Annotated in this window: 2 protein-coding genes; both read left to right on the top strand. The window is 49.8% G+C overall.

Features of this window, described 5'->3' with window-relative positions:
- Positions 1–49: 49 nt before the first annotated feature.
- Entirely contained in the window at positions 50–7675 is a 7626-nt protein-coding gene (locus ACOJUO_RS03710) for an AAA family ATPase (RefSeq protein WP_422138959.1), read from the top strand.
- Between the two features lie 130 nt (positions 7676–7805).
- A complete protein-coding gene (locus tag ACOJUO_RS03705; RefSeq protein ID WP_422138958.1) occupies positions 7806–15284 on the top strand; it encodes an AAA family ATPase in 7479 nt (2492 codons plus the stop codon).
- The last annotated feature ends 103 nt before the right edge of the window (positions 15285–15387 follow it).

The raw sequence follows: 15387 nt of genomic DNA, 5'->3' as shown, positions 1-15387 counted from the left end.
ACTAAACAACTTCAATTTATTTCTTCAGATGACAGTTGGGAGATTGGCTGTGGATGGTCGTATTGGTGAGAAAATTGACAACAACCCTGTTTTTGATATTGGCCTGTCTGAGAGTGCTGAAAAGAGTGACATGCCAGCCATTAGAGCAGAGCAGGGTTTACCGTTAAAGATTACAAAGGTCAGCTCTGGTATCACCTCCAAACTCAATAAATCGTCACCTTCGACAACCTTTCCAGACAAAGCAAGAATCGTTTCCGCAACAGATTCCTCGCTCCAAAAGACCCCTTATGCCTTCGATTTTCGTTTTGTCGCCAGTGATGATGAGATTCGACAGCTTTTAGTTGCCCAGACCAGCGATAAAAATCGGGATGTCACCCTTATTACCCATCCCGATGACCTCTCACAGGCTAATCTGGTGACCCGGTTGAGCATTTCCAGAGAGGGTCGCCACACTCTGCGTTCAGGCAAGCTCTTTGAAAGTTCAAAGCCATTAACCCTGATGATAGATATCCGAAACCTCACCGGTGATGAACTGCCCAAATTTAACGATCTGCTGGACCCTGATAACCCCTGCCTGTACAACAAAGTCAGCCAGAAGAAACGCCCTCTGGGAGAGCATGTTTCTCTATTAGTCGTGGCAGACCCTGCACAGTTGGAATTCGTTGGCCGACGCGAAGATGCGCCCGCAGTCGGCGCTCCGGGCGCTGATTTCTGGCGACGAATTAATCGACCGGGCAATACCTGGCAGTTCGACACTCAGACCGGCAATAACCCATCGATGGAGATCGACAAGGTTCCTCCCTTATTGCCTGAATTCACCAGTGCCAAAAGTGCTATGGAAGACGACAATAGCATTTTAATTGATTGCCACTTGCACAGTCACTGGCGACAGTTACTGCTGGGTGGACCCGGAGTGGACAAACAGGGGCGAATCCAGCACATCCCCGGCAGACTTGAGTCATTAAGGGCCGATCAACGGGTCATTCTGAAAGGAGCCAACTGGGAAGATCTGGCCTTTGAACAGACGATTCGACAAATGCTGGCGCAGAAGTGCTTTGAGAGCAATGGCAAGATCTGTCCATTACCCGACAATGTTCAGTTTTATCAGATGCCGGTAGGGAATAACGAGCTTCGTTCACTGTTCCAAAGTCTGTACCCTTCACTTGACAAAGAACAAGCATCACGCAACCCCATCATCATCAACCAGAGTAATATTGCCCAATGGCTGAGTCCCATTGCCATTACCCCGGAAGGCTATGCAACCCCTAACACCTGTCTGTTGGAACAGATTCGGGCGGGGGGATCAGTCACCGTAACGTCTCCCCTCACTGAGGCGCTCTGGTTTCGCTTGCTGGGTTCACTGCAGGCGATTCGCGAGACCTCCGGCCTGGAGCCCCGACTTCAGGTGACTGATTCAAAACGTCAGCCGAAAGTCCTGGGATTGACAGAAAAGGACGAGGTCTCTCTGCCCTGCCCACAGGAAAAAAACAAAGATCAGATCGCGTTCAGTACCCTCACTTATCAGCAATCTGTCCAGGCCAGTCACTGGATCAATAAGCAGCTGGATTCACCTCTGGTCATTCAGGTCAGTGAACAGACCCGCTTCAGCCAGCTATTTGATAATATCCATATCACCTCGGAACAAAAGGCCCATTTTGGACATCGTCAAACTGCGTTGCAGGAGGCATTAACCGCTGGCAAGCCGGTCGTATTCCGGGGGCTGGAGAGTAATCCAACGCTTCAGCAGCTTCTGGAACCCCTGATTGTTGGGCAACCTCTGTTGCTGAATGGCCAGTTGCAAGACTATCCACAAGCGCGTGTGACAATACTCTGGCCTGAACCTGTGAAAAGCCCCTCTTCAATATTTCATGGGAGGGTCGCCATGGGTGAGCCGTGTCCTGAGGTCGATCTCTGGGATATCAATGCCCGCAAGTATGATATCGCCCGGACTGAGCTGCCAGAACAAGCGTTTAAACAGCTTTACAAAGCCTTTAAAACCGTACCTGCCCACCTTTGTAGCCCTCTGCCTGAAATGACCGCAGGTTTGCTGAATAACCTCATAATGGCTGCCCGCCGGGCACAGCAGGTTGACCACTCCCTGCAGCTCCTGCCCCGCCACTGGCGCAAGGCCATCAATAGCGTCATCACCCACGGCACCCGACAGCATCCTTCAGTGCGGGATTTTATGAAAGTAGCTTGTTGGCACTTGTTACCGGATAAGACGCCGGACGAGGATCAAGCCGCCTCGGTAGACCCGGATCAGTTAGCTGCCATCATCAATAGCGCCCAACGTTTGGATAGAAAGTTTGTCAGGCAGAACCTGTGGCCACTGGCCCGAGCCTTTGACCCGGCCGTGTTTAAAGATGCCGAATTACAGCTGTCTTATGAAAGTCCGTTTCCAGAGCGGGGTGAAAAAAAAATTATGGACAGACTCTGTGCCATGATTCTGGCCCACGCGCCTGAAAAACAACGAGATGCTATAGCCTATCAGTTGGCCGTCGATCCGGCGGCAACAAAGCCCTGGCAATCCTTAGCCATTGAGCCAAGAAAACAGATTAAACGTTTGCAAGATGCACTGGCTTGTGGCTGGCGGTTACCTTTGCTACCGGGGCAGGCCACCCGATCCGATGCCATTCACGCCCTGGCCACCGATTGTTTTCACATTGCCAGAGGAGAATATGTCACAGAAAATTCTGCCGCAGAACGCATTGACCGCATAGAAAATCGACTGTCTGATTCACTGCAATGGCCGGGTTCTGCTGATAGGCCATTGTCAGCAATGGCCCGGGATCTTTATCACGGCGAGATGGGTCAGGAGGATCGTGAAAGCCGTCGATTATCCCGACTCCACGACCGGCTGACAGACTCTCCCGTTATATTCCTTGAGGGGGAAACCGGCACCGGGAAAAGCTACTTTTCAGCGAAGATGGCAAAGGCTTCAGGACAGTCTGCGGTCATTTCTCTTGGACCTTCTGACAGCGAACAGACCCTGATGAAACGCTGGCAGTGGCAACAACACGCCGACGGCGACCGCTCCATGGTGCAGCAAAACCGGGCATTGATGGAATGGGCCAATAGCGAATCTCACAAAGACGGAGAATACATCACCCTGGTGCTGGATGAGGCTAACCTGGCCGAAGCCGGATTGCTGGCGTCATTGAACGGCTTATGGGAACCGCAACCCTGCATCTATGTGAATGGTCATCCTGTTAAGGTCAGCGAAAAACACCGGGTGATTCTCACCGGTAACCCGGATCATTACGCCGGGCGCCAAATGGACCCGACCCTGAAAGAGAAACTGCCGAGGGCTTACTACCCACGTCTGGATCAGGCTTTCCTTCGGGACAGGGTGGTGGAACCGGCTTTGCTCAATCATTTACAACGGCATCAAATAAACGGTATTGCACATAAGGCCAGCAAGAGTGTCATGGCACTGTGGCAATATTATCAGGAGCTGTTGCCCGAGCATGAGTTTACTCCCAGGGATTTAACCGATATCTGTAGCTGGGTGGGCTGGTATCTGGATTGTGCGTTGTCCGAAGGCGACCGTGTTAGCTGTGAGCAAGTGAACAGTTTAATCCAGCAAAGTTTCCGGGATGTGTTGGGTCCCGAAATCAGCGAAACTCAACAGGATGCCCTTTCAGCACTGGAAATCTGGTTTGCTGCCCGTTACGAACTGGACAACACCCTGCGCGACAAAGTTCATAACCACACCCTGCCAGATATTCAGCGGGACTTCAAAGCATTCACCAAAGAATTCCGCCCTGAGTTTGATACCTCCGGATCGGCAGTCATTGATCTGGTGCAACATCTGGGACAGGATTTGAGCCGCGCTCAGCAAGCTTATCATCGCAAGATAAAACACGGCGGTCGTCAGGCAACGCTGATTGAAGGCCCAGCCGGACGGGGTAAAGATGCCACGCTGAGCCTGTTGATTGAAAGTGTCAGAAAGCAGGCTAAGCAACGGGGAGAGTCCATGCCGGAAGTTTTTCCCCTGAATGCCTGTGATTGTTCCTGGGAGCAACTGTGTGAAGTGATCCAGAAAGCAAAAGTAAAGGGCGGCATCGTAGTTATTTCGGAAATGAACCTGATCGACAGCCAGCATCTGGAAGGTGAGTTAAACGATATTCTGGCCGGAGACGCTCATCCGGGTTTCCACCTGTTCGCCACCATCAACCCACCTGAGTACAGCGGGCGAAAACCCTTATCACCGGCGCTGAAAGGACGTTTTCGACATTTGCCGATCCGCCAGTATAACTCGGCAGAATTGCAGACCATTGCCGGGAAAGTGTTGCCAGACTCCCCAAAAGGGAAATCCGTCGCCAAACAGCTGACTGAAAAACATTGTCGTTTAAGAGCCTGCCTGCAACGGAAAGACCTGCCGTTACAGCCCACCAGTCGCGATTTACAGGATGTCGCCATGGCTGTCAAAACAGGAGGCGATTTTAGCGAAAAAGCCCTTCATCAATGCTTCAATCAGCACTACCGGCTTTACCTGATGGCCGCCAACCTGTCGCTGGAGGAACTGCCCGAATCATCGACTCTTGCCATGGCTAAAGGAGCACTTGATGCCGGACTTTGCAAATGGTTCAACAAAACGCTACCGGACATTGATCGTCCCTGGTTGATACGACCCGGTAACCTCGACAGTATTGATGAAAAAAACCATGAAATTCGTGTTAAGGCTCGTCCGAATAAAGAGGAAGTCAAAGCGGAAATCATCAAGAGGGTGGCTCAGGCCAAGTGGCAGGCATCCGGTCTTTCCCTGAAACCGGATGAGTCGGACGATTTACTCATCCAGGCACTCTACCGACACTGGCAGCAACGCTGGTTTGCACATAAGTTTTGCGAGACAGGCGTGGATGCTAATAGCGTATTTCCACTGACGGAAGAACAGCAACAAACACTGAAATTACCGGCTTCCAAGCCTTATCTTCAGGAAGCCGATCAGCGGATAGAGGCATGGAACTCCGATGCAGTTCAATTGTGGCCTGCGTTCTGGCATCAGATAAGTAATCTGTCGAGCCAGCAGGTTGACGATCAAAGTAACGAAGCTTTAGCGGTTGGTAATGATAACGCTCCCGAAAAATACCGTCTGAAAGCCCGCTCGAAACTGGCTAAGGTATTAAAACGGAGAAAAGGCCATAAAGGCCCGGTGAGCGGAACATCTCCCATCAGACAGCCTGATCCTCAGGTATTAAAACGGAGAAAAGGCCATAAAGGCCCGGTAAGCGGAACGCCTCCCATCAAAGAGTCTGATCCCCAGGCATTGAAACAGAGAACGAACAATAAAGGTCTGGTGAGCAGAACATCTCCCATCAGACAGCCTGATCCTCAGGCATTGGACCGGAGCACGAACGATAAAGGCCGGGTGAGCAGCACTCCTCCAACCGACCAGTCTTCTCCTGCGTTATTGGACCAGATAACGAACTATGAGAATCTGGAGCTGCGACAAGTTAACGATTATAAAATTTTTAAACCGCATAACCAGCCTTCCCATATGTATCGCTCGGCGGTGTGGGATGTCAAAGTGACTGCCTGGGGTGATGTCGAACTGACCTTTCTTGAGGTTCAATACATTGAGGGTGTCGAAACTCTCAGTCCGGATCCATTAACAGAGTGCGACCAGGAAGTGACCTTAGCCAGCAATCAAGCGCTGGCAGCCTTTGGAGGACCATTGACGAAGGATCGTCTAATTGTATTGCCCGGCCTGACGTTTAACGACTATATCGTTGCCTTGCGTATATTACCCGGTTTGTCATTTACCCTGGTCAGGGATCGATATACCGGGCTTCACATATTATTGATTCCGCAGGCCGAAGACAGGCAACACTTTAACTTTACTTATGTCGTAGAACACAGAGATCCGGGCAAAAAAACACCTCCTGAAGAAGCCCGGCCAGAACGATTAACAAGCCTTGACGCCCGGTGTTCAGAAGGTATGAAAACCGTACTGAACAAACTGTTTAAGACCATTAAAAAACAACCGACCGAAATACAGGTGCCTTTGCAGAAAATAAAAAACGCCAAAGACACAGAGCAACGAATTGAGGCGATCACGGAGTATTGCCAACAGTTTTCCGGTAAAACCACACCAGCGGGCCATAAGAATTTCTTTAAATTTCTGGTAACACAACGGCAGGGGAGCTGCCGTCATCGTACGCCTGTTTTTGTTGCTTTCTGTCGTTATTTCGGGATTCCATCCCGGATAGTGAATAGTGATATCCACAGCTTTGCTGAATATTCCGTGGATGAAGGTCAAACCTGGGTGCCTGTGGATCTCGGCGGTGCGCCCGTCGAGCAAACAGAGATCGAGTTTGTCTACCAGACCATCACAAATGTCAGTCATTCCAGCACTGAGTTAAAGAAGCATAAGGCTTTCCTGAAAGATCTCATGAAAGGTGCTGATTTGTCACAACAGCAAACTCTGGCTGAAGTCTGCGATATGAGCCGTGAGGAACTGAACCAGGCCCTTGAGACAGACAGTGCATTGCCAGAAGCTAAGCTAATTATTTCCAACATAATCGGGAACCTTTGGGAGAAAAGAGATTTAATCAGTTTTTCCCTGGCCGTCTCAATCATCGTGTCGCTGGGGAAAGAAGCATCGGGCGATTACAAGAAGCAACTTGAACCGATATCGGAGCCAGTAAAAAAAATATTGTCCGACGGTGATGAAGGGCAGGTCATTGAACAACTCAAACTACTCCATCCAAAAATAATTAATCAGGACGACCTGAGCGCTCACTATTGGTTTTCTTCAATGATAGGAATACTGAAAGACAGTGACCTGACCAGGCCATCGTTTAATCGCTTTGCCCTTGAAGTCCTGAAATCGGGTTGGCTGGATCCAATGCTGACCGATGAGTACTCCATTATATGCGCCCAACATCATGACCTATTGGTCCGTCTGAAAAGCGTCGATGAGCTCAGGGTTGAAGCCACTCATTGCCTGAAAAAATGGTATAAGCAGTTGTTCTTCAGGGAAAAAAATACTCAGTTATGGCAGAAGGCTTATGAAGACTTCCAACGCAGAGAAGGCACCTCGTTCGTCGATCATTACGATGGGTTTTCATCATTCCTTGAATATGAAATTACCCATCGACTCTTAAAGAACGCCTGGACGGACGAACCTGAAGGCATTCCCAATATAGAACGAATGCTGGCGCAGCAGCCCGCTTTTCCGAGGTCAGTCTCTGGCAGGGGGAACCATCGTCCGGTGATTATCCTGGGGAAACCTTCCTGGAAGTGCACATCGATTAAAAAAAAGGCCTCAGAGCTGTTTTATAATCGATATGCGCAAATGTTGAGACGTAGTGGATTAGAATCAGGAGCTCTGGAGTATTTAGAAAACAAATGCCTGGAGTTGATTAAGCTGGCCTTCAGTCATTATCTGTATCAATTGACACACACAAAAGGCGGCTGCTTAACCTATTGTTGGACCGAAGCTTTCATCGACTGTTGCAAAGAGCCACACTCCTATGGTGCTCATGATCCATCTTCACCAGAAGAACTCTATGCCATGATGTTTGAAATTCAGAGCTCTGAATCTCTTGAGAACTCTCTAAAGGATGACTACTTACGGCAGGCACTCAACGCCGATAACGCACTGGTGCTCAAATCCCGTGAGCTGACAACCATTGCCAAAGAGTTTTTGGACAGCGTGGATTTAGTATGAATTTTTCGAGATCGGTGATTGCCTTCAAGCGTTCCGGCTGACTGTCAAAAATGAACTTTCATACTATCTAAAGGTCAAACTACCAAACAACTTCAATTCAGTTCTTCAGATGGCAGTTGGGAGATTGGCTATGGATGGTCGTATTGGTGAGAAAATTGACAACAACTCTTTTCTTGGTATTGCCGTGTCCGAGAGCGGCGAAAAGAGCGGCGAAAAGAGTGTCGAGCCAGCCAGGAAAGCAGAGCAGGATTTACCGTTAAAGGTTGTAAAGGTCTACCCTGGTATCGCCTCCAAACTCAATAAATCATTACCTCCGACAACCTTTCCTGACAAAGCAAGAATCGTTTCCGCAACAGAGACCTCGCTCCCAAAGACCCCTTATGCCTTTGATTTTCGTTTTGTCGCCAGTGATGATGAGCTTCGACAGCTTTTAGTCGCCCAGACCGGCGATGAAAATCGGGATGTCACCCTTATTTCCCACCCCGATGACCTCTCACAGGCTAATCTGGTGACCCGGTTGAGCATTTCCAAAGAGGGTCACCACAGTCTGCGTTCAGGTAAGCTCTTTGAAAGTTCAAAGCCACTGACCCTGGTCATTGATATCCGAAAACTCACCGGCAATGAACTGCCCAAATTTAACGATCTGCTGGACCCGGATAACCCCTGTCTGTTCGACAAAGTCAACCGGGAGAAACGCCCTCTGGGTGAACATGTTTCTCTGCTGGTCGTGGCAGACCCTGCACAGCTGACATCGGTTGGTAGGCGTGACGACTCGCCTGGCGCTGATTTCTGGCGACGAATTAATCGACCGGACAATACCTGGCAGTTCGACGCACAGACCGGCAATAACTCATCAATGAGCATGGACGAGGTTCCTCCAGTAGTGCCTGAATTCACCCGTGCCAAAAGTACTACGGAAGACGACAACACCGTTTTAATTGACTGCCACCTGCACAGTCACTGGCGACAGTTACTGCTGGGTGGACCCGGGGTGGACAAACAGGGGCGAATCCAGCACATCCCCGGCAAGCTTGAATCATTAAGGGCCGGACAGCGGGTGATTCTGAAAGGAGCCAACTGGGAAGATCTGGCCTTTGAACAGACGATTCGACAAATGCTGGCGCAGAAGTGTTTTGAGAGCAATGGCAAGACCTGTCCATTACCCGACAATGTTCAGTTTTATCAGATGCCGGTAGGGAATAACGAGCTTCGTTCGCTGTTCCAAAGTCTGTACCCTTCACTTGACAAAGAACAAGCATCACGCAACCCCATCATCATCAACCAGAGTAATATTGCCCAATGGCTGAGTCCCATTGCCATTACCCCGGAAGGCTATGCAACCCCTAACACCTGTCTGTTGGAACAGATTCGGGCAGGGGGATCAGTCACCGTAACGTCTCCCCTCACTGAGGCACTCTGGTTTCGCTTGCTGGGTTCACTGCAGGCGATTCGTAAGACCACCGGCCTGGAGCCCCGACTTCAGGTGGCTGATTCAAAACATCAGCCGAAAGTCCTGGGGTTGACAGAAAACGATGAGGTCTCTCTGTCCTGCCCACAGGAAAAAAACAAAGATCAGATCGCGTTCAGCACCCTCACTTATCAGCAATCTGCCCAGGCCAGTTATTGGATCAGGAAGCAGCCGGATTCACCTCTGGTCATTCAGGTCAATGAACAGACCCGCTTCAGCCAGCTATTTGATAATATCCATATCACCTCGGAACAAAAGGCTCATTTCGGACATCGCAAGACTGCGTTGCAGGAGGCATTAACCGCTGGCAAGCCGGTCGTATTCCGGGGGCTGGAGAGTAATCCAACGCTGCAGCAGCTTCTGGAACCCCTGATTATTGGGCAACCTCTGTTGGTGAATGGCCAGTTGCAGGCCTATCCACAAGCTCATATCAAATTACTCTGGCCTGAGTCGACGGAAAGCTCATCTTCGATATTTCATTCGACGGTCGCCACAGGTAAGCCCTGTCCTGAGGTCGATCTCTGGGATATCAATGCCCGCAAGTATGATATCGCCCGTACTGAGCTGCCAGAGCATGCGCTTAAACAGCTTTACAAAGCCTTTAAAACTGTACCTGCCCATCTTTGCAGCCCTCTGCCTGAAATGACCGCAGGTTTGCTGAATAACCTGATAATGGCTGCCCGCCGGGCACAGCAGGTTGACCACTCCCTGCAGCTCCTGCCCCGCCACTGGCGCAAGGCCATCAATAGCGTCATCACCCATGGCACCCGACAGCATCCTTCAGTGCGGGATTTTATGAAAGTAGCCTGTTGGCACCTGTTACCGGATAAGACGCCGGACCAGGATCAAGCCGCCTCGGTAGACCCGGATCGGTTAAACGCCATCATCAACAGTGCCCTGCCATTGAATAGAGTGTTTGTGGAACAGAACCTGTGGCCACTGGCCCGAGCCTTTGACCCGGCAGTCTTTAAAGGTATCCAATTACAACTGTCCTATAAAAGTCCATTTCCAGAGCAAGGTGAAAAAGACGTTATGGACAGGCTCTGTGCCATGATCCTGGCCCATGCGCCTGAAAAACAACGGGATGCTATAGCCTATCAGTTGGCAGTCGATCCGGCGGCAACAAAGCCTTGGCAATCCTTAGCTATCGAGCCAGCCAGACAGATTAAACGCTTACAAGATGCACTGGCTTGTGGCTGGCAGTTACCTTTGCACTCAGGGCAAACCCGATCCGATGCCATCCACGGCCTGGCCAGCGATTGTTTTCACAGGGCCAGAACAGCGGGTTCTGAGACAGAAGGCATTGAACGTATAAAAAATCAGCTGTCTGAATCACTGAAATGGCAGGGTTCCGCTGATGAGCCCCTGTCTGCACTGGCCAGGGATCTTTATCATGGCGAGATGAGTCAGGAAGATCGTGAAAGCCGTCGTTTATCCCGGCTCCACGACCGGCTTATGGACTCTCCCGTTATCTTCCTGCAGGGAGAAACCGGCACCGGGAAAAGTTATTTTTCAGCGAAGATGGCCAGGGCTTCGGGACAAGCTTCAGTCATTTCCCTTGGACCTTCCGACAGCGAACAGACCCTGATGAAACGCTGGCAGTGGCATTACCACGCCGATGGCGACCGCTCTATGGCGGAACAAAACCGGGCGCTGATGGAATGGGCCAATACCAAATCCGACAAAGACGGAGAATACGTAACCCTGGTTCTGGATGAGGCTAACCTGGCCGAAGCCGGATTGCTGGCATCACTGAACGGCTTATGGGAACCGCAACCCTGCATCTATGTGAATGGTCATCCTGTCAGGGTCAGCGAAAAACACCGGGTGATTCTCACTGGCAACCCCGATCATTACGCCGGGCGCCAAATGGCCCCGGCCCTGAAAGAGAAACTGCCCAGGGCTTACTACCCACGTCTGGATCAGGCTTTCCTTCGAGACAGAGTAGTGGAACCCGCTTTGCTCAATCAGTTACAACGGCATCAAATAAACGACATTGCACACAGTGCCAGCAAGAGTGTGATGGCACTCTGGCAATATTATCAGGAGCTGTTGCCCGAGCATGAGTTTACCCCCAGGGATTTAACAGACATTTGCAGTTGGGTGGGTTGGTATCTTGATTGTGCTCAGCCAGCAGTTGGCAGTGTTACTCCTGAGCAAATCAACAGTTTGATCCAGCAAAGTTTTCGGGATGTGTTGGGTCCCGAAATCAGCGAGACTCAACAGGATGCACTTGCGGCACTGGAAATCTGGTTTGCTGCCCACTACCACCCGGACAACACCCTGCGCGACAAAGTTCATAACCACACCCTGCCAGATATACAGCGGGACTTCGAAGCATTCACCAAAGAATTCCGACCTGAGTTTGATACCTCCGGATCGGCAGTCATTGAGCTGGTGCAACGGCTGGGACAGGATTTAAGCCGCTGTCAGCAGGCTTATCATCGCGATATAAAACACGGCGGTCGTCAGGCAACGCTGATTGAAGGCCCGGCCGGACGGGGTAAAGATGCCACGCTGAACCTGTTGATTGAAAGTGTCAGAAAGCAGGCTAAGCAACGGGGAAAAACCATGCCAGAGGTCTTTCCCCTGAATGCCTGTGATTGTTCCTGGGAGCAACTGTGTGAAGTGATCCAGAAAGCAAAAGTAAAGGGCGGCATCGTAGTGATTTCGGAAATGAACCTGATCGACAGCCAGCATCTGGAAGGTGAGTTAAATGATATTCTGGCCGGAGACGCTCATCCGGGCTTCCACCTGTTTGCCACCATTAACCCGCCTGAGTACAGCGGGCGAAAACCCTTATCACCGGCGCTGAAAGGACGTTTTCGACATTTGCCGATCCGCCAGTATAACTCGGCAGAATTGCAGACCATTGCCGGGAAAGTGTTGCCAGACTCCCCAAAAGGGAAATCCGTCGCCAAACAGCTGACTGAAAAACATTGTCGTTTAAGAGCCTGCCTGCAACGGAAAGACCTGCCGTTACAGCCCACCAGTCGCGATTTACAGGATGTCGCCATGGCTGTCAAAACAGGAGGCGATTTTAGCGAAAAAGCCCTTCATCAATGCTTCAATCAGCACTACCGGCTTTACCTGATGGCCGCCAACCTGTCCCTGGAGGAACTGCCCGAATCATCGACTCTTGCCATGGCTAAAGGAGCACTTGATTCCCGACTTTGTAAATGGTTCAACAAAACGGTACCGAACATTGATCGTCCCTGGTTGATAAGAGCCGGTGACCTCGACAGTATTGATGAAAAAAACCATGAAATTCGTGTTAAGGCTCGTCCGAATAAAGCGGACGTCAAAGCGGAAATCATCAAAAGGATGGCTCAGGCCAGATGGCAGGCATCCGGTCTTTCCCTGAAGCCGGATGAGTCGGACGATTTGCTCATCCAGGCACTGTATCGGCACTGGCAGCAACGCTGGTTTGCGCATAAGTTTTGCGAGATGAGCATGGACGCTAATAGCGTATTTCCACTGACGGAAGAACAGCAACAAACCCTGAAATTAACGGCTTCCCAGCCTTATCTTCAAGAGGCGGATCGGCGGATAGAAGCATGGAACTCCGATGCAGTTCAATTGTGGCCTGCGTTCTGGCATCAGATAAGTAATCTACTGAGCCATCAGGTTAACGATCATAGTAACGAAGCTTTAGCGGTTGGTAATGATAACGCTCCTGAAAAATACCGTCCGAAAATCCGCTCGAAGCTGGCTAAGGCATTGAAATGGAGAAAAAGCCATATAGGCCCGGTCAGCAAAACGCCTTCCAGCAATCGGACTGATCGTCAGGCATTGGGCCAGAAAACGAACAATAAAGGCCCGGTGAGTAGTAATCTTCCTATCAACCAGTTTTATTCCGAGGTATTGGACCGGGGAACGAACTATGAAAATCTGGAGCTGCAACAAGTTAATGATTTTAAAATTTTTAAGACGGATCACCATCCTTCCTCTATGTATCGCTGTGAGACGCGGGATATTAATGTGACTGCCTGGGGTGACGTCGAACTGAGCAATCTGGAGACTGAATGCATTGGGGGGGTTGAAACCCTCATACCGGACCCGTTACCAGAGCATGAACAGCAAGTGACCTTAGCCAGCAATCAAACGCTGGCAAACTGTTCAATGACATTGTTGGATGGTCGTCTAAATCGATTGCCCAGCCTGACGTTTAATGACTATATCGTTGCCCTGCGTATAACACCCGCTTTGCCATTTATACTGGTCAGGGATCGATATACCGGGCTTCACACAGTCTTTATTCCGAAGGCCAAAGACAATCAGGTTTTTACATATACTTATGTCGTAGAACACAGAAAACCGAACAGAAAAACACCTCCTGAAGAAGCCCGGCCACAACGATTAACACAGCTTGACGCCCAGTGTTCAAAAGGTATGAAAACCGTACTGGACAAGCTGTTCAAGACCATTGAAAAACAACCGACCGAAATACAGGTGCCTTTGCAGAAAATAAAAGACGCCAAAGGCACAGAGCAACGAATTGAGGCAATCATGGACTATTGCCGACAGTTTTCCGGTAAAGCCAAACCAAAGAGCCATAACAATTTCTTTAAATTTCTGGTAACACGACGTCAGGGGAGCTGCGCTCATCGTACGCCTGTTTTTGTTGCTTTCTGTCGTTATTTCGGGATTCCATCCCGGATAGTGAATAGCAAAATCCACAGCTTTGCTGAATATTCTGTGGATGAAGGCCAAACCTGGGTGTCAGTGGATCTGGGCGGGGCGCCTGTCTCGTCAACAGACATCCAATCTTATTTTCAGCCCACCATAAATGCCAGTCATTCCAGCACTGAGTTAAAGAAGCATAAGGCTTTCCTGAAAGATCTCATGAAAGGTGCTGATTGGTCACAACAGCAAACTCTGGCTGAAGCCTGTGGTATGAGCCTTGAGGAACTGAAAAATGCCCTTGAGACAGACAGTGCATTGCCAGAAGCCAAGCTAATTATTTCCAACATAATCGGGAACCTTTGGGAGAAAGGAGATTTAATCAGTTTTTCCCTGGCCGTCTCAATCATCGTGTCGCAGGGGAAAGAAGCATCGGGCGATTACAAGAAGCAACTTGAACCGATAATGGAGGCAGTGGTAAAAATATTGTCCGACGGTGATGAAGGGCAGGTCATTGAACAACTCAAGTTACTCCATTCAAAAATAATTAATCAGGATGACCTGAGCGCTCACCATTGGTGTTGTTCAATGGTAGAAATACTGGAAGACAGTGACCTGACCAAGCCATCGGTTATTCGCTTTGCCCTTGAAGTCCTGAAATCGGGTTGGGTGGATCCAGTACTGAACGATGAGGAGTATATAGAAGAAGCCGATGAACATCATACGCTATTGGTGCGTCTGGAAAGCGTTGATGAGCTCAGGGTTGAAGCCACTCATTGCCTGAAAAAGTGGTATACGCAGTTGTTCAGGGAAAAAAATAGTCAGTTATGGCAGGAGGCCTATGAAAGATTCCAACAGAGAGAAGGTGATACCTCGTTCGTCAGTCATTGTTATGACGGTTTTTCATCATCCCTTGAGTATGAAATTACCAATCAATTATTACAGAACGCGTGGACAGACGAGCCTGAGGGCATTCCCAATATAGAACGAATGCTGGCGCAGCAGCCTGCTTTTCCGAGGTTAATCTCGGGCAGTGGCAACCACCGTCGGTTGATTATCCTGGGAGCACCTGATTGGGAGTACACATGGATTGACATAAAGGCCGAACTCCTGTTTCAAGCTAAATATGGTGACATTTTGAAACCTGAACAGCAGATAGATGTGGAGGATTTAGAAAACAAATGCACGCAGGCGATTCAGCTGGCCTTCTGTCATTATCTGTATAAATTGACACACACAAAAGGCGGCTGCTTAACCTATTGTTGGAGCGATGCTTCCATCCAATGTTGCGGCGAGCTTCACTCCTATGGTGCTCATGACCCATCTTCACCAGAAGAACTGTATGCCATGATGTCTGAAATTAAGGACTCTGAATTGTCTGTGGACCCAAAGGAAGACTACCTACGGCAGGCACTGAACGCCGGTAACGCACTGGTGCTCAGTGCCGGTGAGCTGACAAAGATTGCCGAAGAGTTTTTGAAAAGCGTGGATTTGGTTTCACTTTCTTACGCGTTGTGAACCTGATAGTAATCTGGTCATGATGAGTTTTTCGAGATCGGTGATTTCCTTCAATGATCACAGCTGACTGTCAAAAGTGAACTTTCGTATTGTCTAAAGGTCA

Origin of the sequence: Endozoicomonas sp. ALC020 (assembly GCF_049275935.1) — a bacterium.
In the GTDB taxonomy this organism is placed as follows: domain Bacteria; phylum Pseudomonadota; class Gammaproteobacteria; order Pseudomonadales; family Endozoicomonadaceae; genus Endozoicomonas_A.
The sequence above is the reverse complement of the archived record's forward strand: the minus strand, read 5'-3'. Positions and strand labels throughout refer to the sequence as shown.

What these genes read in the sequence shown, in the direction of transcription:
- ACOJUO_RS03705 (WP_422138958.1), top strand. Translation starts at nt 7,806, where the DNA reads ATGGATGGTCGTATTGGTGAGAAAATTGACAACAACTCTTTTCTTGGT.